We start from the raw sequence: 18714 nt of genomic DNA on the forward strand, positions 1-18714 counted from the left end.
CTTATTCCGTTGCTGGCGTACCGTCATCCGCTTCCGCGTCACCGGCTTCACCTTCGCTCACATTGGCATCATTTTCGACAATGCGTTGCAGACCTGAGAGCTTGGCGCCTTCGTCCAGGCCAATCAAGGTCACGCCCTGTGTGGCGCGGCCGAGCTCGCGGATTTCAGCCACACGGGTGCGCACCAACACACCAGTGTCGGTGATCAGCATGATCTCGTCGTCGGCATGGACCAAGGTGGCGGCCACCACTTTCCCGTTGCGTTCAGATTGCTGGATGGCGATCATGCCTTTGGTGCCACGGCCGTGGCGGGTGTATTCGGTGATCGAGGTGCGTTTGCCATAACCGTTTTCAGTGGCCGTGAGGACGCTCTGTGTTTCGTCGCCCGCCACCAACATGGCGATCACGCTTTGGTGGTCTTCGATCATCATGCCGCGTACGCCGCGAGCGCTGCGGCCTAAGGGGCGCACATCGTTTTCGTCAAAGCGCACAGCTTTGCCACCGTCGCTGAACAGCATCACATCGTGTTTGCCGTCGGTTAAAGCGGCACCGATCAAGAAGTCGCCTTCGTCCAAGTTCACGGCGATGATGCCGCCCTTGCGGGGGTTGCTGAATTCGTCGAGTGAAGTTTTCTTGACGGTGCCCATGGATGTGGCCATGAACACATACTGGTCGTCCGGGAAGGTGCGGGCTTCGCCGGTCAGGGCCAGCACCACGTTGATCTTTTCTCCCTCTTGCAAGGGGAACATGTTGACGATGGGGCGGCCGCGAGAGCCACGCGAACCCGCAGGCACTTCCCAAACTTTTAACCAATACAGACGGCCCCGGTTCGAGAAGCACAGCAAGTAGTCGTGCGTGTTGGCAATGAAGAGCTGGTCGATCCAGTCGTCTTCTTTGGTGGCAGCGGCTTGCTTGCCACGGCCACCGCGCTTTTGTGCGCGGTATTCAGAAAGGGGCTGGCTCTTGATGTAGCCACTGTGCGAGAGCGTGACCACCATGTCAGTGGGCGTGATCAGGTCTTCGGTAGACAGGTCTTGCGCGCTGTGCTCGATTTCGCTGCGGCGAGCTCCGATCTTGGTCTGGCCAAACTCTTGGCGCACCGTGCCCAGCTCGTCGCCAATGATGGTGGACACGCGCTCGGGCTTGGCCAGGATGTCCAGCAGGTCTTCGATCTCAGTCATGACCTCTTTGTACTCGGCCACGATCTTGTCTTGTTCCAAGCCCGTCAGGCGTTGCAGGCGCATCTGCAAAATTTCTTGCGCTTGCGTGTCCGACAGGCGGTACAGGCCGTCCTGGCCCAAACCGTATTCGCGCTCCAGTCCTTCGGGGCGGTAGTCGTCGGCGTTCACCACCGAGCCATCGTCTCTGGCGCGGGTCAGCATGGTGCGTACCATCTGGCTGTCCCAGCCGCGGTTCATCAGTTCAACCTTGGCCACAGGAGGCGTGGGTGCGCCACGGATGATGGCAATGAAATCGTCGATGTTGGCCAAAGCCACGGCCAGGCCTTCCAGAACATGACCACGGTCACGTGCTTTGCGCAGCTCAAACACCGTTCGGCGTGTGACCACTTCGCGGCGGTGCTGCAAGAAGACCTGGATCAGGTCTTTCAGGTTGCACAGCTTGGGTTGCCCGTCGATCAGGGCCACCATGTTCATGCCAAAGGTGTCTTGCAGCTGCGTTTGCTTGTACAGGTTGTTCAGCACCACTTCGGGAACCGCGCCGCGCTTGAGCTCGATCACCAAACGCATGCCCGATTTGTCGGATTCGTCCTGAATGTGGCTGATGTCTTCGATTTTCTTCTCGTGCACCAACTCGGCCATGCGCTCTTGCAAAGTCTTTTTGTTGACTTGGTAAGGCAGCTCGTCGACCACAATGCATTGACGCTGGCCCTTGTCGATGTCTTCAAAGTGGCACTTGGCGCGCATGACCACGCGGCCACGGCCGGTGCGGTAACCGTCCTTGACACCCGTCATGCCATAAATGATGGCGCCTGTCGGGAAGTCTGGCGCAGGCACGATTTCCATCAATTCGTCAATCGACGCTTCCGGGTTGCGCAGCAGGTGCAGGCACGCATCCACCACTTCGTTCAGGTTGTGAGGCGGGATGTTGGTGGCCATGCCCACGGCAATACCGCCCGAGCCGTTGATCAGCAAATTGGGCAGGCGCGAGGGCAGAACCAGGGGTTCTTTTTCGGAGCCGTCGTAATTGGGGCCAAAGTCGACGGTGTCCTTGTCTATGTCGCCCAGCATCTCGTGGGCGATTTTGGCCAGACGGATTTCGGTGTACCGCATCGCTGCGGCGTTGTCGCCATCGACCGAGCCGAAGTTACCTTGGCCATCGACCAGCATATGGCGCATGGAAAAGTCTTGCGCCATCCGCACGATGGTGTCGTATACCGACTGGTCGCCGTGGGGGTGGTATTTACCGATCACGTCACCCACGATACGGGCCGATTTTTTATAAGGGCGGTTCCAGTCGTTGTTCAGCTCGTGCATCGCAAACAACACGCGACGGTGAACGGGTTTCAGGCCGTCCCGGGCATCGGGCAGGGCACGCCCGACGATCACGCTCATGGCGTAATCGAGGTAGCTGCGCCGCATTTCCTCTTCCAGACTGATGGGCAGTGTTTCTTTGGCGAACTGGGTCATATGTGAGAGAGGCAAAAGTGGCGCGGTGAAAACCACTCATTTTAGTTGCAAGCGGCTGTCGCGTCCATGCAACATTTGGCATGCAAATGTGTTCACCTTTGGCTGTTGGTGAGGCATTTAACTGAGCCTGCCGCTGTCTATGGCACAATAAAACGCAACGCAGCAGGTGACGGTCATCTGCAGCGTCTTTTTTTCGCAGCCTGTCTGCGGCTTTATCCCTCAAGAGGAAGACCATGAAAAAATTGAACAAATTGGCGATTCTGTTGGCCTCAGCAGCGCTCGCATCGGCTGCTGGTGCTCAAACCATCGACAACTGGCGCAACGGCACAGGCGACCTGGTCTGGAAAAACGGCACCAACGAACTGTGCTGGCGCGATGCCAACTGGACACCTGCTACGGCCGCTGCCGGTTGCGACGGTGCCATTGTGGCCAAGCCAGCCGCTGCTGCTCCAGCTGCAGCCCCAGCCCCAGCAGCTCGTCCTGCCGCTCCAGCAGCTCCAGCAGCTCCAGCAGCTCGCCCTGCCGCTCCAGCAGCAGCCCCCGCACCTGCCGCTGCTGCACCCCGTCCAGCAGCGCCTCCACCAGCTGCTGCCACCAAAGTCACTTACGCCGCTGACGCGTTCTTTGATTTCGACAAGTCGGTCCTGAAGGCCGAAGGCAAAGCCAAGCTGGACGACCTGGTTGGCAAAGTCAAGGGCATCAACCTGGAAGTCATCATTGCCGTGGGTCACACCGACTCCGTGGGTTCTGATGCTTACAACCAGAAGCTGTCCGTCAAGCGCGCTGACGCTGTCAAGGCTTATCTGGTCACCAAGGGCATCGAAAAGAACCGCGTTTACACCGAAGGCAAAGGCGAGAAGCAGCCCGTGGCTGATAACAAGACTTCTGCCGGCCGTTCCAAGAACCGCCGCGTGGAAATCGAAGTGGTGGGCACACGTCCCAACAAGTAATCCCTTACCGGATCATGTCAAAAAGCCCCAGCAATGGGGCTTTTTTTCGTCTGTCGTTCTTGCCTTTCAGGCTGTTGACCGACAATCAGCTCCCATGACTACAAGCACTTCAAACGTCGACCCGGCCGAACTGGCCAAATTTTCAGATCTGGCCCACCGCTGGTGGGACCCTGAAAGCGAATTCCGTCCTCTCCACCAGATCAACCCTTTGCGGCTGGAGTGGATTCATGGTTTGGTTCCCCTGACGGGCTTGAGCGTGGTCGATGTCGGTTGCGGCGGCGGCATCTTGGCCGACGCCATGGCGCACAAAGGTGCCCAGGTGCTGGGCATCGACTTGGCCACCAAATCTCTCAAAGTGGCCCAACTGCACGCACTGGAGGCTGGGACCCAAGGCGTTCAATACCGCGAAGTCAGCGCCGAGGCGCTGGCCGCAGAACAGCCCGCTCAGTTCGATGTGGTCACTTGCATGGAAATGCTGGAACATGTTCCAGACCCCTCGGCTGTCGTCAAAGCCTGCGCACAACTGGTCAAGCCCGGTGGCTGGGTCTTCTTCTCCACGCTTAACCGAAACCCTAAATCCTTCCTTTTTGCCATCGTCGGGGCCGAATACATTCTCAAACTCTTGCCCAAAGGCACGCACGAGTTTGCCCGCCTCATCAAGCCCAGCGAACTCACCTCTTGGGCGCGTGAAGCGGGGCTGGACGCTCAAGGCTTCAAGGGCATGGAATACAACCCCTTCACCAAACGCTATTGGCTCAGCCAGGACACCAGCGTGAACTATTTGCTCGCCTGCCGGAAAGCCTGACCATGTTCCACCACGCACAAGCCGTCTTGTTTGACCTGGACGGCACCTTGATCGACAGCGCCCCGGATTTGGGTGCAGCGGCGGACAAAATGCGGGTTGACCGTGGCATGTCCTCTTTGCCTCTGGAGCATTACCGCCATATGGCCGGTGCCGGAGCGCGGGGCATGCTGGGCATCGCCTTTGGCATGACCCCCGAGCACCCTGACTTTGAAGCCATGAAGGAAGAGTTTTTCGTCAACTACGAAAACTGCATGACCGAGCGCACCCGCATCTTTGATGGCGTGGTGGACATGGTCGAACGCCTGGTGGCTTTGGGGCTGCCCTGGGGCGTGGTCACCAATAAATCCAGCCGCTTCACCGACCCGCTCACCGCGGCCATGCCATTGTTCGCCACGGCTGGGACCATCGTCAGCGGCAACACCACGCCGCACGCCAAACCGCACCCCGCGCCTTTGTTCGAGGCGGCGCGGCGCCTGTCGGTTGATCCGGCACGTTGCGTCTATGTGGGCGACGACGAACGCGACATCGTTGCAGGCTTGGCCGCCGGCATGGGCACCGTGGCCGCCACTTACGGTTATTTGGGGCAACAGACCGATATTTCGCGCTGGAATGCCCATTTGCACATTGATTCTCCGACAGAGCTCTTGCAATTCCTGCAAAGCGCCTAAAATAACACCCTCAGGGGCTGCACTGGTTTCGACATGGGTTCGGACGCGTGGCAGGGCATGTCGAGGTTCTGATCCTCGTTAATCTTCGGAAAAAAAACTAACTGCAAACGACGAACGTTTCGCACTCGCCGCTTAATCCGGTGAGCCTTGCAACAGTTGGCCGATAGGCTGGGTTAGGGTGATGAGGGGGTTAAATCCCTCAAAGTCCTAGCTGCAAGGTAAAACATATGGGCTGGCATCACCTCGGGTACCTTGGGGTGGTGTGAGAAAAAAGGGTACTGGCTGGGTGTTCAGCGTGTCGCTGCGCGGTTCACTTGGCGAGACTCAAATCAGACGACTACACATGTAGAACTGTACGAAAAAGACTTATGGACGGGGGTTCAAATCCCCCCAGCTCCACCAATTAAGAATTCACTTGATGACTAGTGAATACAAAATAAGGCTATTAGTCCTGATTTTTATACCGAAAGAGCTGTAAGTCCTTGATTTGCAGTCCTTTTCTTTTCAGGGCACATTGGCATTGTGCTGGGCGGAATTCGGGCAGAATGTGAAATTTCCGCCACCAAAACTGAATTTCGCTCCGCATGCTTACAGCCGCCCAACTAGCAAAAGCATCCTGCCCACCCAACAAAGCCTACATCAGGCTTGTCGACACCGCAGGCTTATTCATTGAAATTAGCCGAACCAGAGCTCGATGGTACGTCCGTTTTCAAAAGAACGGGAAACAGTCGAGGACAAGCATTGGCGTTTACCCTCAGATGTCATTGGCAGAGGCGCGGACTCAGTGTTACCGCTTTCTAGGTGGTTTGGCATCGAATCAGTACCCGGTTGGAAGTACGGCCAAGCCAAGCATCATCAAAGCACACATCACAGAGCGTGAGATGTTTCAGACCATTGCACGGAAGTGGCTGAATAAATCTAAACCTGGATGGGGGCCGGTGCATGCTGATAGATACGAGCGCATGCTTGAGAGGGACGTAATACCGCGGATCGGTACAACGCACATAAGCGCAATCAAGACGGTGGACCTTTCTGGTGTGGTCGATGCTATCAGCGCCCGTGGAGTACGTGAAACTGGTAAACGCTGCATTCGAATGATTGAGACGATTTTTAAGTGGGCGGGTACAGAAGGGCATGAAATAAATTGCAGCACAGCAGGCCTGATTACGCGCCTTGGGGCTCCGAAGGCAGAAGAACATTTCCCAGCGATTACAGACCCTGCAGAACTCGGCGAGTTCCTGCGAGCAGTGAAGCACTACCACGGCAGTCCAGTCATACGCGCCTTGATAGAGCTTCAGTTCATGATACCGTGCCGACCGTCTGAGTTGCGTCTGGCAACTTGGGATGACTTCAACTTGGAGGCCATGGAGTTCACGATCCCATCATCTCGCCTGAAGCGGACAGTTGCTAACAAAGCGGCTGGCGATGCCCACATCATTCCTTTGTCTCGACAGGCGGCCGAAATCCTCAAGACATTACCAAGGTTTGTGTCAGACCCTTCTGTATTCCCGTCATCAAAGCGTGGCAGGCCAATCAGCGACAACGGTGCACGAACTGCCATCATAAGTTTGGGGTGGGGTGAGCGCCAAAGCATGCACGGTTCACGAGCAGTGTTCCGGACCTTAGGCGAAGAAGTCCTAAAGCTTGACCAAGCATTATTGGAGATCACACTTCACCACCGCTTGGCTGACCAGTTGAGGGGCGCATATAGAAGGGTCTCACGTTTGGACGACCGCCGGGCCATGATGCAAGCTTGGAGCGACATGCTTGACTGCCTTCGCACTGGCCAAGACTATTCGCATTTGGTTCAGAAGTAACCCGTCGAAGTGGACGGCAATTAGGGCGTCGACCCAGATGTCGGATCGATTCGGCAGAAGGCTACGGTCGAGTATCGGAAGCTCCTGGAATAGAAGGGTAATCCACGGGTTAACAACAAAAATAAAAAACCAATTTAAACAATTTTTTACATATAAAAATTTAAAAATATAGGTACTAGTGTTTAATTTAATAGTTTTTTGATGTAAATTGGGGCCGTCAGCAGATGTTGTGATGCGCAGAGTGTTGCGGCATCGGTCGACCGTAAACCGAAATTCGATCTTCGGAGCGATCAACACGAATTGGAATAACCGTGCCTGCCTTTTCAAAGGCTAGGCTCTGCGCAGCAATGCGCAGTTTTCTGAAGGTGTTGATATGTCACTCGAAAAACTCACTGCTGTTCTTGAGGACTGGAAACGCAACAGCGACCCGCTTGCTTTGCACCCTGATCGACTTCTGCGCGCCAAAGAAGTTTGCCTCCTCACAAGTCTGCCTTCAGCACAGGCGGTTCACCACGCGGTAAATAATCTTTCCGGCTTCCCTCCCGGGGGCAAGTTGGGGAAGATTCGCGTCTGGAAGTTGTCTGATATGACGGAGTACATTGCCAGACTTCCAAAGGTGGGGCCGCATTGATGGCAGATTCCTGAAAAAAACAAAGCCCTCTAGTGGGGGCTTTGAAATCAAACAAGGAAACTCACTCTCAATCGAGTGTGATTTCGACAAAAGCAGTTGCCCAGCAAACATTTTTCGTTAGTTGGCTTTGCTCTAAACGCATCCGCATCCGCGGCTGGGGTGTTGCTGTGCAACCCTTCGCGCGGACAATTCAAACCCATGCTCGGCATGGACGGATGCGACCCTCATTCCTTTCAGTAACATCTTGAAACAACCTTTTATCGTCGAACCCAGGAAATGACGTTCTTTTATTTATCGCCCTACATACCCCCATTGTCGGTACCAGACGGGGATGGCGATCTTCTCTTTTTTCCAATTGGTGTTGAATCGCTCCCCCCCGCGAGGCGCCGACTTCTTTGATACTAGGATGAGCCGCGCATTCCTCGGGGGGGAGTGAGCCAATGTTCTTGCCGAACATGCTGTGACCAGATTGAGAGGCTGTGTCGATCGTGCGGAAAACAGACCGTTCATTGGGCGCGTAATTGTCAAACTGATATTGGCAAACTGATGAAATAGTCATCGGCGTCAACAAAGCATGGATTCCACGAGTCAGAGCAGTGGATCACGCCGGTGCATTTGCGCTGTGCACAGGTAGCCGCCCAAGGGGTCGTGGATGTGGCTGTCGGCTCCCGCTTGGTAAATCAGCAAGTCGCAATCGCCAAACTGTTGCGTGATCTGTTGGGCTAAACCGCTGAGGAACCGCTCTGCCTCTTCTGCCCGGTGGTGTTGGCTGTAATGGGGCACTTGGCTTACCAGGCCCAGTTTGTCGATGATGTCTTGGGTGCCGTTGCCCCAGTGCATGTCCAGATCGAGAATGCCGATTTTGTGTGCGGCATTTTTTGTCAACACATCCTGTGCTGCCACCATCAAGCCGTTGAAGGTGCAAAAGCCACCGCCAAATCCGTACCCTGCATGGTGAAAGCCGGAGCATGGTGCAACAGCGCCGATGCCATTTTCCAATGCAGCCCAGCAAGCGTCGAGCATGGCGCCGCAGGTGTAGGGCAAAGACGCGGCCACTTGCGCAGACCGGTTGCCAAACCCGTTGGCCAGGCGGCAGTCCAGCACACCATCGACATAACTGGCAAGGTGCGCCCGCACCAGTTGATCGCGGGAAACGGGCCGAGGGACAGTGACCTGCATGGGGATGCCCAGCAGTTGCCAAGATTGAATGACTTGTTCGGGCTTGCTTGCGCTGGGAGAGTAGCTGCCCGAGTTGGCAACCATTTGCGATGAGTAAAAAACGGGAACTGACATGACGACCTCCTGAATGAGTGAGGCCTTCAGTGTTGGCGTGGGGCTGTCTCATGGCGTGAGACACCAGAAAAATTCAAAGTCGGTTGAACATGGATAACCTGACCTCGATCAATGGGTGCCTATTTTGCAAAATGACTTGGATGCAGCATAATTGGTTTCGTTTTTTTCGTTTTTAAAGTGTTCTTCAATCATGAGAAGTCTAACTATGGACACCCGATTGCACGCTGAAAAGCCTGCCAAACCCGTCAAACCTGTGCTTTTGTCGCGTCCCAAAAAAAAGCGTTTGGGGGGTGATGCGAGTATGTCGTTTCAAGCGCGGTGCGCATCCGCTTTGCGCTTGGCGCTGCCCATGGAACTGAAAGCGCATGGGGCTGTGATGCCAGCTGTGGACTTGGATGCCATGGCCGATTCTCTGGCTCGTCGTGTTGCCAAGTTGGCCGATGTGTCTGCAAGCCAAGTCCGGGGTAAAGCGCTGGCTCAGCCAGAAAATGACTGGATCAGCACCCAAGAGGCGGCCAACCGGTGTGGCTTTTCAAGGCCCTTTGTTGCGGCGTTGCTCGATTCGGGCACTTACGCAGGCAAAGTGCATCGCACGGCGGGCGGCCACCGCAAAGTACTGGCCAGTGAATTTGAAGCGCTGGTCGCAAAGGCCTCTGCCATCGCGCCAAAGACCTTGGCGCAAGCGCGCAAGGCGGTCGATTTGAGGGCGCTGGACAATGTGTCCGCCACCTCGCGCAAAGCGCGCAAGCAGTCTAAACTGCGGGCGGGTGCTTTGGCCAAAAAGCTGGGTTTGGCTGCTTGATGTCGGCATTGCTGGTCTTGGCGGATGCCAACATCATGGTTAAGGATGTGGTGTCGAATGTGCTGTTCGATTTGGCCAGGGCCAAACTGATTGACCTGCGGTGGACGCCGCAAATTGAGACGGAATACGTAAAACACCGAGCGCGATTGCGAGCTGAAACGAATCACCGTGATCTTGATTTTGATGATTTGATTTGGGCTCAAAGGCGCTTGGATCCGATCAAAAAGCACTTGGTGCCTCAGTATTTGCCACCGGGCTGGCAAGACGATGGCAAGCGCTTGGATGCGCTGCGAAAGAAATCAACATTTGCATCTCTGTTCCAGTTGCCGGATCCGGATGATGTGCATGTTGCGCTTGCAGCTGCCGATTGGGCCAAGTCATCAGGAACCAGCGTGGTGCTGGCCACAGACAACCTCAAAGATTTTCCGAGCGAAGTTTTGCTGCAATTTGATATTCATCCTTTGCATCCTGGGGATGTGCTGGATTTGGTGGCGCTTTTGGATGCTGAAGGCCTGTCCAAAAGTTTGCAAAAGACGACGACCGATTTCAAGAATCCTCAATTTGAACTGGTGGATATGCTGGTGTCGATACGCAGTGCCCAGCAATTTGACAACGTTGAACTGGCGACGAAGCTTCAAGCCCGTTGGGGCTTGGGCATATCTCGTTGCTGATTCGATGAGGCGCTGCCACTGGGCCCTGGGGCCCAGTCGAGGGCCCAGTCAGCGGATCAAATGCAAACCGAGCTCCCTTTCCGTGCCTTCTATCATGGGAGTAATGTTGCTATCAAAGGAGTATTGATATGCAAGCGATCGAGCTCGCCACAACAATTTCTACCCAAGGCGACATTGCGCTGCCAGCCAATTTCAAAGCCCTTTATGGCCGTGATGCACGCATGATTTTTCTCATTTATCACGACGTGGTGATGCCACAGCCGCCCGCCAACCGAGTGCAGCGTCAACAAAATTTGCGCCAGGCTTTGGCTGCTGTAGCTCAGGCAGGAACATTTGCCCACATTGATGATGCTGGTGCCTGGCAGCGCGAGGTCCGCGCTGAGCGCTCCCAGCCTGGCCGTGGGGATTGATAACCATGTGGCTTGCTGACAGCTACATCCTGATTGACGATGGATCCGCACCTGACCATCTGTTGCAACAATGGCTGTTGTTTGACTTTGCAGAATAAAGTGCGAGTGCATGCAAGTGAAATATAGGTTGAGTAGAAAGTATGTCTGGAAGTGAATCGATGACGTCTAAGGGAGTTGGCCTTTTTGACACAGCCCCTCCAGACCTGATGGGGTTTGGCCTGGGCTCTTCGTTCAATGCCAAGTCGGTGCAATCGTTCTTGAGCCTTAAAAAGGAAGATGTTTCGCACATTGCCGATGTGTCGCCCAAGTCGGTGCGATTTGACGATGCCAAGCCAGTGCCCGTTCGAGAAAGGCTCCAAGAAATTGCCAACACCATCAACTTGATGGCCAGGTTTTTTTGGGGGGATGTGGACAAGACCGGCACTTGGTTCAAGACTCGAAACCCTTTGCTGGGGGACATTTCACCCAGAGACATGATTCGTCTGGGGCGGTTTGAGCGACTGCGCAAGTTCATATGGCTAGCCATGGGCGACAAGGTGTCGTTGCACGGGTAGCCAAGCACAGGGGTTTGTCGCGCAACACGGTTCGAAGCTGACCGAGATCCCAACTTGTAAGGATGACTTACAAGTTCACCAAGTCTTCAGCGTCAGCAAAAGTCATCGCTGTGCAAAGCGAATTTGCGACAGTTTGTTGATTTGCAGATCGAAAAAGCGACATGACAAGCCATGCTTGACCGATTAATACGCAAAACGCGACAGCAGATTTGGCGTGAAGCTTATTAGCCGAGTGACTCCGTTAAACGAGGCGGCTTTTACCAAGCTCACGGCATGAGCCATGAGGCAAGCATGATGCGATTCGTCACACATCATCGAATACGGCCGTGAACCCAAAAAACTTCAACACCCCAGCTCACACCTTGCTCAATGCCCTGGACCAATGGCACAGCGAGTTGACAAAGCAGAGTAACGACTTGTTTGCGCAGCCATTGCATCGCCAACAGGTGGACTTTGACCCCATGCATTACTTTGCGCTGCTGCCCCAACTCCAGCCGCCTGCAAGGCGTGTGCTGGATTGGCTGTATGTGGGCAATAGAAATGGCTGGCCATTTTTGTATTGGCGAGACGCCCATGCCGCGCCCCACACCCAATGCGAGCAGCTGTTTCAAGAGCCGGGCTGGATGCATGGTCAAGACATGCAACAAGCCATCACCGAGCCTGTCCAAACCGACGGGAGCGCGCAGGGGTATTTGCAACTGGTGCTGTACCGCCTGAAAGCTGGGCACGCCATGCTGCGATGGCATGCGGGCTACAAATCGGTGTCGCTGCTTTGCCATTCACAAGAGCTGCAAGACTTGGTGATCCGCCTGAGCTCAAAACAGCCTTTGATGCAAACCATGAGCGCCGATACCGCCCGAGCCGCGATGGCGCTGGAAGTGTCACCCACCATCGACCTGAGCGATCCCCTCATCGCGCGTGTCAGTCTGACGCGCTTTAGCCAATGGGGTGGTTTTTACCGTCAGACTTGGGCAATGAACCGCCAAGGGCCTCACGAGCTAAAGCTGGAAAGCGAAACCAAGCAGGTGCACTACGATTGCGGCGTGGTGTTTTAAGAGGTCAGGTGCATGAAAAAGCGGGTGAGGTACTGTGAAAGAATCCGCCAAGTCGGGACTAACTTCTTTGAATAACACTTTTCCCAACGACCACAACGTGAACAGATTAAGGGGGTAGCGCCGGTAGTGATATGACCAGACCGTTCGTTGGGCGCGTATGGGTCAAACTGAAATCGGTACCCTTGATCAATCAAAATTGACGTCAACACTCATGGTTCTATTTCTTGATTTTGATGGGGTTCTGCATCCTGACCCTCCCAACAGTTCGAACCCACTTTGGTGCCGAACGGATTTGCTCGTTAATTGGTTGGAAAGCAGGCCTGATGTAGAAGTTGTTGTTTCCTCTACTTGGCGCCATGGTCACAACTTGCAAGAGCTTCAAAACCTGGTTCCTCCTGGCCTTGCATGCAGGTTGGTGGGCTGTACAGGACTGGTACATGAAGAGCTTTATGCCCGGCAACGTGAATGCGAAGAGTGGATGAGAGAAAACCGCGATCCTTGGGTTCACTGGATCGCATTAGATGACAGGGTCTGGAACTTCCGACCATTCGAGAAGCGTTTGATCACATGTCCGAGATCTACTGGCATCAACTTGCAAGTGCTTCAGGCATTGGAAAAGCTAAGTCGTTCTCTGATGGACACTTGAGCCAATTCTTAGGTCGATCAAACTTCATTTCACTGTTCAACATCAAATGCTCAGAGCGATAAGTGCAAAAACAGACGAGATTAGAGGCTTTTTCGTGCTCGATAGTCCTCATGATTTATTCCTCGGTGCTTGTCTCCAGCTACTTGGCAGGAAGACTGCGTTCAAAGCAGGGCTGACAAGGCCAGCGCTGCCCGCTCGCTTAGCACAACATCCACCCGCATTTGCGCGCGAGTAAGGCCGACGAAGAGTTTGCGTTTGTCGCGCTCGGTCAGTGTTTCAAAATCGACTTCGCACAGCACCACGGCCGGAGCGCTTTGGCCTTTGAAGCGGTAAAGGCTTTCAGCCAGCAGTGGGCCTTCGCTCCACGGCTCCTGCTTGGTAAATCAGCAAGTCGCAATCGCCAAACTGCTGCGTGATCTGTTGGGCCAAACCGCTGAGAAACCGCTCTGCCTCTTCTGCCCGGTGGTGTTGGCTGTAATGGGGCACTTGGCTGACCAGGCCCAGTTTGTCGATGATGTCTTGGGTGCCGTTTCCCCAGTGCATGTCCAGGTCGAGGATGCCGATTTTGCGTGCGGCATTTTTTGTCAACACATCCTGTGCTGCCACCATCAAGCTGTTGAAGGTGCAAAAGCCACCGCCAAATCCGTACCCTGCATGGTGAAAGCCAGAGCAGGGTGCGACAGCGCCGATGCCATTTTCCAATGCAGCCCAGCAAGCGTCGAGCATGGCGCCGCAGGTGTAGGGCAAAGACGCTGCAACTTGCGCAGACCGGTTGCCAAACCCGTTGGCCAGGCGGCAGTCCAGCACACCATCGACATAACTGGCAAGGTGCGCCCGCACCAGTTGATCGCGGGAAACGGGCCGAGGGACAGTGACCTGCATGGGGATGCCCAGCAGTTGCCAAGATTGAATGACTTGTTCTGGCTTGCTTGCGCTGGGAGAGTAGCTGCCCGAGTTGGCAACCATTTGCGATGAGTAAAAAACGGGAACTGACATGAAGACCTCCTGAATGAGTGAGGCCTTCAGTGTTGGCGTGGGGCTGTCTCATGGCGTGAGACACCAGAAATATTCAATAGCAGACCTTGGTTCGGGCTGCCACAGGGCCACTAAAAGCATTTTCGACTGAGCGAGACATTTGCGCGCCATGACCGAAGGTGACAAAGCTATCTCAACAACGCTTTGTTGAGGACCGATAAGGTCAAGACATGAGAGATGGCGAGTGCAATTTGCGAGCCGTCACGCATCATTCAAGAACGAAAACCTCTCAAGGCTGTGCGGCCATGGCAGCCCTGGCTGCATCAACCAAAAAACCGCTGCGACTTTGGCGGTGGCGCTTGGCGTATTCGTCAATGCGGGCCAACATGATCTGCGGCACCGTGATGTTGATCTTCTCCGCTGGGCCCAGGTATTTCTCAACCGGCACATCCACAACAGCCCACACCCAGCCTGCAAACTCGGGGTCTTGTTGGTGCAAGCTGATTGACTTGGCTGGTGGAATATCCTGACCATCCTCAATGACTGTTTCACACCACAAATCAATCGCTTCATGGGCATTGGCCATCGCCTCATCCAGCGAATCTCCCGCGCTAAAGCACCCAGGCAAGTCAGGCACCACCACGCCAAAGCTGTGGTCTGCGTCACCCGGTTCAATGGCAATGATGAATTTCATGGTCAATATCCTTTTATTTCAGACCCGCTTGTTTCAGCAATTTGTGCGTTATTCCCTTGCCCAGATCTGACTTGGGGTGAGGGACGCTGATGTGCCCAGGCTTGTTCGGGTGCGTGTAAATGTGATGACTACCCTTGCAACCTCGCTCAGTCCAACCGGCACTTTCGAGCATCTTGATGAGCATTTTGCTGTTCATGGTGGTTATTGTACCTACCGCAATAAAGGTTGCAATGACCCCAACAGATTACTCTTAGGTGTGTCGTTGGTGAATGCTGAAAAAGAACGGTTGATCGTTTTATTCGTTCAAAGCAGGTCAAAAAGGGCCCGAGCCGCCCGCTCGCTGAGCACCACATCCACCCGCATTTGCGCGCGAGTGAGGCCAACAAAGAGTTTGCGTTTGTCGCGCTCGGTCAGTGTTTCAAAGTCGACTTCGCACAGGACCACGGCCGGAGCGCTTTGGCCTTTGAAGCGGTAAAGGCTTTCAGCCAGCAGTGGGCCTTCGCTCCACTGCGCGTTTCCTGCGCTGTCATATTGCCCTGTGAAGCGCCGGGTGGCTTGGCCGCCCAGGCGGTCTTGGCGCAGCGCTTCAGACTGCTGCACACCCCGATAGCTGATGACGGCGACTTGTTCCGGGGTGTAGCCGCTTTGCCATAACTTGGTCAGGCATTCGTTCAGTTTGCCCTGCGCGCTGCTTTGCCCAGCTTCCCAAATATGAAAATGCGGCACTTCGCCAGCGTGCGCACTGCGGGCCAGCACGGGCTCCGGTGTCAGGCCCAGTTTGTTGATCATGCGCACCACGCGCTGAGGGCTTCGAAAGTTGTCCATGCAGCGCACTTGCACAGCGCTGCTCAATGAAAAGGGTTCGCGATCGTAGAGTTGTTGCTGGCTGTCGCCCATCACGTACAACTGACCCTCTGGCAGCAAGGCTTGTGTGAGGGCATCGACCCAAGCAGGATTGAGGTCTTGTGATTCGTCCAGGATGAGCAGGTCCAGGCGGGCGGGCAGGGCGAGGGCATCTCCCAGGTATTTTTGGGTGATGCGCTCAAACACCTGTGGTTCAGAAAAGTCCAGAGTTTGCCCTTCTTTTTCGGCGTGGTCACGGCAAAGTTGGTGGAAGGTTGTGACTTCGCAGCGGGCCGGAGCTAAGCGGGCCAGGTGATCGGCCAAGGGGCGGTTAAAACACACATAGCGGGCATTGCGGCCTTGTGCTGCTGCTTGTGAAAGCAGGGCAAGGGCCAGCTGTGTTTTGCCAGAGCCTGCAGTAGCTTCGATTTGATAAAGCTGCTCAGCGTGGGTAATTCGAGGCACCCAAGTGGCCAAGCCGCTGGCCAGCTGGGTGGTGGCTTGCTGCACTTGGCCAATATGAGTGGCCACATCAGGCCGCACCTCAAAACGGTTGGCCAAAAAGTCCAGCACTCGCTGGCGTTGGTCTTCTGGCAGGGCGTGTACAGGAAAGCTGGCGCTGATGCGCTGGCAAAGTTGGTCGATCTGGCTGGCATCGACCATGCGCTCTGGCGGGTAGCCCACGCTCGCGCCTTGCGAGTTGTAATCTGGCAAAACCAACATGGCGCCTACATGGACTTGGGGCAAATCACCGTTGTCGATGCGTTGCAGCAAACTCGAATGCATTCGCCGCATTTGGTGACCAATGTCCTTGGGGCCTTGGCGCCCATATTGCTTAGTCAGGCCAACGTCGCTCTCGATCACGTCACCGGACTTGATTTCCAAAATCAGAAGTTGCCCGCCAGGCGAGACGATGACAAAGTCGTATTCACCAAAGCTTTGCTGATCGCCTTGCATGCCCGACCAGGGCACGTTGTGAAACACATCAAAACGATCGTCAAGGCCTTGTTCCAACATCTTGAGGATGTCACGTTCGCGGTAACCGCCCAAGGAGGCAGGGGCGTGAAGTGGGAAGCTGGGGTGAATTTGAGCCATGGTCAATTATTGCCGTAATATGTACTCAGCTTTAAAGACAAAGAAGGTTGTAATGCACTCATCACTGGGGCTTGACGAGACCACTCTGGCAACATTTTGCCAAGTCCACCACATCTGCAAACTGTCGTTGTTCGGCTCTCAGCTGAAAGGCACTGCACGTCTGGATAGTGATGTGGATTTGCTGGTCGAATTCGAGCCAAATCACATTCCCAATCTCTTTGAGCTGACCCGGATGGAAGCGGAAATATCCGATCTGATTGGCAAGAAGGTCGATTTGCGAACGGCAGGTGATTTGTCACGTTATTTCAGGAGCCAAGTGCTCGCTTCGGCGGTACCGCAATATGCTGCCTGAAGATCGTATTCGTATTACGCACATGCGTGATGCGTGTGAATCGGTGAGCCGTTTTATCCAAGGAAAAAGCAGATTTGAAAAGTTGTTGATGAAATTTTCATATTGCCTTGCCAGCAGTTTCGTTACTATGTCGCGTGATACCGTTTCGGGCATGAAAACATAGTCTCGGGGTGGATGTCTCGGCCAAGTTCAAGCTCCTGACGCCGCCTGATGCGTTTATTCAAGCGCCCGATTTCACCTTAGAGCCGGTCCGGCGTACTCTCGGCAGATACCGGTTGTGGCCTACGCTTGCCCTCAAAAAGACATTTGGCCTGAGCTTGGATCTCTACTTCAATTGGCCGATCTGAATTGGATGGGCGCCGTGCTCTTGGGCTATTAGGTTGATGGTCTTCATCCCACCGAGCACCTTCAGCCCCACCTTGGCCTTGAACTCTGGCGGATGAAATCTTCTTTTTTTGACTCAGTCATCGGTAACTCGTTTCTTTATAGGGTGTTCCACTTAAACATTTGTCCCAAATTCGGGGGCCACTTAAGGTAATTGCTCAAAGAAATTGAGAAAACGCTTTTGCGTCATTGCAAGGGCTAAGGCCATGACTTTTTTCTGGATGCATACAACTGATCCGCCTCTTTGATCAAAGAGTCAATTACGGATTCAGGCAGTGTTTCCATCTTGGCATCGTCGTAGCTTGAACGGGACGGTACGCCCATAAAGATCAATTGGGTCACTTGCTCAATCGCTATGCATTGACGCAGCGCTCTGGCCTTGTCCACTTCGTATTGCGTGGAACACAAAAATACATCGCTGAAGCAGGTTTCGCAGTATCTAACGCCCTCACGAATAGGCTCGAGATCCTCCCATTTTTGGGGGCAAAAAAACTCAAAAGTGCATTCAATTTTCTGAACCTCGGTGACTCTTTTCATAGCTTGATTCTTCCAAAAATTCAGGACCTTAAACGGTATATCTTCAATAATTGTTTGGCTTCTCTCATTGTTGCAATTTTGAGTGCGTAATTTTCAAAATCTCGCCAAACCCTTGCCGGGTCTTTATGCCATGAGACAAGTGATCGCTTAACTATTCGTTTGAGTTCATGGAACACCATTGAGATCCTGACTGCTTCGTCGCGCTCACGTTCCATTTGTAAGACCCACTCGTGCCCAAGCAGTGCAACTGTATGTCTGGCTGCTGTTTTAATTTGATTAAATCCCAATTGACCAGTCTTGCTGTGCGAACTGAACCATTCTTGTAAATAAAGACATGCCTCCAAAAGTTGGGGGTTTTCAGCGTTGTATTTGAGCGGGCTTTTAGTGGGCATAGGAATCTCCTGGGTTATAGATCAATAAAATTCAACGAATAAACACCTGACTGCGCAAGTCACGCTTGATGACATGAGCCACGCCTGCCAGTCGACTTCGTCTTGAGGGGCGCAAAAGCACTCGGGACGCCGGATCGTCAGTTGACGCTTTACGTATTCATCAACAGGCATATCCCGTAGATCCATTAATTCCTTGTCTTTAAATCGATTGCGAGGATTGAAATCCGCCCTCGGCTAGTTACCCTTGTTGTCTGGGATGCCTAAGTTACATGGTGGACATATCATGGGTGGTTGCCACTAGTGTCCCAACGTTTGCCATCAGACTTAACGTAACCCCATGATTTATTTAAATAAATCTGACTTTTTCCTTGTCCACGATTTGAATCGTTTTCCGGACTTGGGGCATGCTCGGCGGATCTCATCTGCTGGGGACAGGCATGCACTCGGGTCAACTCGTCTTTGCGCAAGTCATGACTTATCTGCCCCTGAAGGC

22 protein-coding genes, 1 other RNA gene and 1 pseudogene are annotated in these 18714 nt (G+C 54.1%); 13 read left to right on the forward strand and 11 right to left on the reverse strand.

Going from position 1 to position 18714, the window contains the following annotated elements; genetic code table 11:
• Position 1: 1 nt before the first annotated feature.
• Entirely contained in the window at positions 2-2647 is a 2646-nt protein-coding gene (gene gyrA / locus B9Z49_RS08515; RefSeq protein WP_108353007.1) for a DNA gyrase subunit A, read from the reverse strand.
• Between the two features lie 233 nt (positions 2648-2880).
• Between gyrA and ompA the strand changes: the two genes are divergently transcribed.
• From ompA to B9Z49_RS08545, 7 genes and pseudogenes are all read left to right on the forward strand, one after another.
• Positions 2881-3597: an outer membrane protein OmpA gene (ompA, locus tag B9Z49_RS08520; RefSeq protein ID WP_108353008.1), complete on the forward strand. Its 717-nt coding sequence runs from the start codon at positions 2881-2883 to the stop codon at positions 3595-3597.
• 94 nt (positions 3598-3691) lie between these two features.
• Positions 3692-4402 (forward strand): bifunctional 2-polyprenyl-6-hydroxyphenol methylase/3-demethylubiquinol 3-O-methyltransferase UbiG, encoded by a 711-nt coding sequence (gene ubiG / locus B9Z49_RS08525; RefSeq protein ID WP_108353009.1) that lies wholly within the window; start codon positions 3692-3694, stop codon positions 4400-4402.
• Between the two features lie 2 nt (positions 4403-4404).
• Positions 4405-5070: an HAD family hydrolase gene (locus B9Z49_RS08530; RefSeq protein ID WP_108353010.1), complete on the forward strand. Its 666-nt coding sequence runs from the start codon at positions 4405-4407 to the stop codon at positions 5068-5070.
• Positions 5071-5083: 13 nt separating this feature from the next.
• Positions 5084-5472: a transfer-messenger RNA gene (ssrA, locus tag B9Z49_RS08535) on the forward strand.
• Positions 5473-5654: 182 nt separating this feature from the next.
• Positions 5655-5879 (forward strand): annotated as a pseudogene (locus B9Z49_RS22535) (Arm DNA-binding domain-containing protein); the annotation flags it as partial.
• Between the two features lie 72 nt (positions 5880-5951).
• Complete coding sequence (locus B9Z49_RS08540) at positions 5952-6887, forward strand: site-specific integrase (RefSeq protein WP_233254562.1); 936 nt, start codon at positions 5952-5954, stop codon at positions 6885-6887.
• 373 nt (positions 6888-7260) lie between these two features.
• A complete protein-coding gene (locus B9Z49_RS08545; RefSeq protein WP_108353012.1) occupies positions 7261-7518 on the forward strand; it encodes a hypothetical protein in 258 nt (85 codons plus the stop codon).
• A gap of 588 nt (positions 7519-8106) precedes the next feature.
• Here B9Z49_RS08545 and B9Z49_RS08550 read toward each other — a convergent pair.
• Positions 8107-8811, reverse strand: coding sequence for a histone deacetylase (locus B9Z49_RS08550; RefSeq protein WP_108353013.1), 705 nt, complete (start codon positions 8809-8811; stop codon positions 8107-8109).
• Between the two features lie 205 nt (positions 8812-9016).
• On the opposite strand from B9Z49_RS08550, the gene B9Z49_RS08555 reads away from it, so the two are divergent.
• Both B9Z49_RS08555 and B9Z49_RS08560 read left to right on the forward strand, forming a co-directional pair.
• The gene (locus B9Z49_RS08555; protein WP_108353014.1) at positions 9017-9613 is read left to right on the forward strand and encodes a hypothetical protein; all 597 of its coding nucleotides are present in this window, start codon (positions 9017-9019) and stop codon (positions 9611-9613) included.
• Positions 9613-10284, forward strand: coding sequence for a hypothetical protein (locus tag B9Z49_RS08560; RefSeq protein WP_108353015.1), 672 nt, complete (start codon positions 9613-9615; stop codon positions 10282-10284). The genes B9Z49_RS08555 and B9Z49_RS08560 overlap by 1 nt, the downstream gene beginning before the upstream one ends.
• 92 nt (positions 10285-10376) lie before the next feature.
• On the opposite strand, the gene B9Z49_RS21570 is transcribed toward B9Z49_RS08560, so the two are convergent.
• The gene (locus B9Z49_RS21570) at positions 10377-10805 is read right to left on the reverse strand and encodes a hypothetical protein (protein ID WP_146188506.1); all 429 of its coding nucleotides are present in this window, start codon (positions 10803-10805) and stop codon (positions 10377-10379) included.
• Between the two features lie 47 nt (positions 10806-10852).
• Here B9Z49_RS21570 and B9Z49_RS08570 point away from each other — a divergent pair, with 47 nt between their 5' ends.
• The 3 genes from B9Z49_RS08570 (at position 10853) to B9Z49_RS22540 (ending at position 12949) form a co-directional block, all read left to right on the forward strand.
• On the forward strand, positions 10853-11248 hold the full coding sequence (locus B9Z49_RS08570) for a hypothetical protein (RefSeq protein ID WP_108353017.1): 396 nt from the start codon (positions 10853-10855) through the stop codon (positions 11246-11248).
• A 326-nt stretch (positions 11249-11574) separates the two neighbouring features.
• Positions 11575-12303 carry a hypothetical protein gene (locus B9Z49_RS08575; RefSeq protein WP_108353018.1) on the forward strand — a complete coding sequence of 243 codons (729 nt, stop codon included), beginning with the start codon at positions 11575-11577 and terminating at the stop codon, positions 12301-12303.
• 211 nt (positions 12304-12514) lie between these two features.
• The gene (locus B9Z49_RS22540; protein ID WP_369913504.1) at positions 12515-12949 is read left to right on the forward strand and encodes an HAD domain-containing protein; all 435 of its coding nucleotides are present in this window, start codon (positions 12515-12517) and stop codon (positions 12947-12949) included.
• A gap of 161 nt (positions 12950-13110) precedes the next feature.
• Here the strand turns inward: B9Z49_RS22540 and B9Z49_RS08585 are convergent, their stop codons facing one another.
• The 5 genes from B9Z49_RS08585 to B9Z49_RS08605 all read right to left on the reverse strand — a co-directional run bounded on the left by B9Z49_RS08585 (position 13111) and on the right by B9Z49_RS08605 (position 16556).
• Positions 13111-13251: a hypothetical protein gene (locus B9Z49_RS08585; protein WP_369913501.1), complete on the reverse strand. Its 141-nt coding sequence runs from the start codon at positions 13249-13251 to the stop codon at positions 13111-13113.
• 37 nt (positions 13252-13288) lie between these two features.
• The gene (locus B9Z49_RS08590) at positions 13289-13945 is read right to left on the reverse strand and encodes a histone deacetylase (protein WP_108353021.1); all 657 of its coding nucleotides are present in this window, start codon (positions 13943-13945) and stop codon (positions 13289-13291) included.
• A 268-nt stretch (positions 13946-14213) separates the two neighbouring features.
• Entirely contained in the window at positions 14214-14618 is a 405-nt protein-coding gene (locus B9Z49_RS08595; RefSeq protein ID WP_108353022.1) for a type II toxin-antitoxin system HicB family antitoxin, read from the reverse strand.
• A gap of 13 nt (positions 14619-14631) precedes the next feature.
• Complete coding sequence (locus B9Z49_RS08600) at positions 14632-14814, reverse strand: type II toxin-antitoxin system HicA family toxin (RefSeq protein ID WP_108353023.1); 183 nt, start codon at positions 14812-14814, stop codon at positions 14632-14634.
• Positions 14815-14921: 107 nt separating this feature from the next.
• Positions 14922-16556 carry an NERD domain-containing protein/DEAD/DEAH box helicase gene (locus tag B9Z49_RS08605; protein ID WP_108353024.1) on the reverse strand — a complete coding sequence of 545 codons (1635 nt, stop codon included), beginning with the start codon at positions 16554-16556 and terminating at the stop codon, positions 14922-14924.
• Between the two features lie 52 nt (positions 16557-16608).
• On the opposite strand from B9Z49_RS08605, the gene B9Z49_RS08610 reads away from it, so the two are divergent.
• Positions 16609-16908 (forward strand): nucleotidyltransferase family protein, encoded by a 300-nt coding sequence (locus B9Z49_RS08610; protein ID WP_108353050.1) that lies wholly within the window; start codon positions 16609-16611, stop codon positions 16906-16908.
• 582 nt (positions 16909-17490) lie between these two features.
• Here B9Z49_RS08610 and B9Z49_RS08615 read toward each other — a convergent pair.
• From B9Z49_RS08615 to B9Z49_RS22210, 3 genes are all read right to left on the reverse strand, one after another.
• Positions 17491-17829, reverse strand: a complete 339-nt coding sequence (locus tag B9Z49_RS08615; RefSeq protein ID WP_108353025.1) for a hypothetical protein — start codon at positions 17827-17829, stop codon at positions 17491-17493.
• Positions 17830-17849: 20 nt separating this feature from the next.
• A complete protein-coding gene (locus B9Z49_RS08620) occupies positions 17850-18221 on the reverse strand; it encodes a hypothetical protein (protein WP_108353026.1) in 372 nt (123 codons plus the stop codon).
• A 281-nt stretch (positions 18222-18502) separates the two neighbouring features.
• A partial coding sequence (locus tag B9Z49_RS22210) for a hypothetical protein (protein WP_233254563.1) occupies positions 18503-18714 on the reverse strand: 212 nt, incomplete at its 5' end.

The organism is Limnohabitans sp. 2KL-51 (assembly GCF_003063645.1).
In the GTDB taxonomy this organism is placed as follows: Bacteria; Pseudomonadota; Gammaproteobacteria; order Burkholderiales; family Burkholderiaceae_C; genus Limnohabitans_A.

Excerpts from the sequence above, each read along its gene's own strand:
- gyrA (WP_108353007.1), bottom strand. The coding sequence starts at position 2,647 with ATGACCCAGTTCGCCAAAGAAACACTGCCCATCAGTCTGGAAGAGGAA.
- ompA (WP_108353008.1), top strand. The coding sequence starts at position 2,881 with ATGAAAAAATTGAACAAATTGGCGATTCTGTTGGCCTCAGCAGCGCTC.
- ubiG (WP_108353009.1), top strand. The coding sequence starts at position 3,692 with ATGACTACAAGCACTTCAAACGTCGACCCGGCCGAACTGGCCAAATTT.
- B9Z49_RS08530 (WP_108353010.1), top strand. The coding sequence starts at position 4,405 with ATGTTCCACCACGCACAAGCCGTCTTGTTTGACCTGGACGGCACCTTG.
- B9Z49_RS08540 (WP_233254562.1), top strand. The coding sequence starts at position 5,952 with ATGTTTCAGACCATTGCACGGAAGTGGCTGAATAAATCTAAACCTGGA.
- B9Z49_RS08545 (WP_108353012.1), top strand. The coding sequence starts at position 7,261 with ATGTCACTCGAAAAACTCACTGCTGTTCTTGAGGACTGGAAACGCAAC.
- B9Z49_RS08550 (WP_108353013.1), bottom strand. The coding sequence starts at position 8,811 with ATGTCAGTTCCCGTTTTTTACTCATCGCAAATGGTTGCCAACTCGGGC.
- B9Z49_RS08555 (WP_108353014.1), top strand. The coding sequence starts at position 9,017 with ATGGACACCCGATTGCACGCTGAAAAGCCTGCCAAACCCGTCAAACCT.
- B9Z49_RS08560 (WP_108353015.1), top strand. The coding sequence starts at position 9,613 with ATGTCGGCATTGCTGGTCTTGGCGGATGCCAACATCATGGTTAAGGAT.
- B9Z49_RS21570 (WP_146188506.1), bottom strand. The coding sequence starts at position 10,805 with ATGCACTCGCACTTTATTCTGCAAAGTCAAACAACAGCCATTGTTGCA.
- B9Z49_RS08570 (WP_108353017.1), top strand. The coding sequence starts at position 10,853 with ATGACGTCTAAGGGAGTTGGCCTTTTTGACACAGCCCCTCCAGACCTG.
- B9Z49_RS22540 (WP_369913504.1), top strand. The coding sequence starts at position 12,515 with ATGGTTCTATTTCTTGATTTTGATGGGGTTCTGCATCCTGACCCTCCC.
- B9Z49_RS08590 (WP_108353021.1), bottom strand. The coding sequence starts at position 13,945 with ATGTCAGTTCCCGTTTTTTACTCATCGCAAATGGTTGCCAACTCGGGC.
- B9Z49_RS08595 (WP_108353022.1), bottom strand. The coding sequence starts at position 14,618 with ATGAAATTCATCATTGCCATTGAACCGGGTGACGCAGACCACAGCTTT.
- B9Z49_RS08600 (WP_108353023.1), bottom strand. The coding sequence starts at position 14,814 with ATGAACAGCAAAATGCTCATCAAGATGCTCGAAAGTGCCGGTTGGACT.
- B9Z49_RS08605 (WP_108353024.1), bottom strand. The coding sequence starts at position 16,556 with ATGGCTCAAATTCACCCCAGCTTCCCACTTCACGCCCCTGCCTCCTTG.
- B9Z49_RS08610 (WP_108353050.1), top strand. The coding sequence starts at position 16,609 with ATGCACTCATCACTGGGGCTTGACGAGACCACTCTGGCAACATTTTGC.
- B9Z49_RS08615 (WP_108353025.1), bottom strand. The coding sequence starts at position 17,829 with ATGAAAAGAGTCACCGAGGTTCAGAAAATTGAATGCACTTTTGAGTTT.
- B9Z49_RS08620 (WP_108353026.1), bottom strand. The coding sequence starts at position 18,221 with ATGCCCACTAAAAGCCCGCTCAAATACAACGCTGAAAACCCCCAACTT.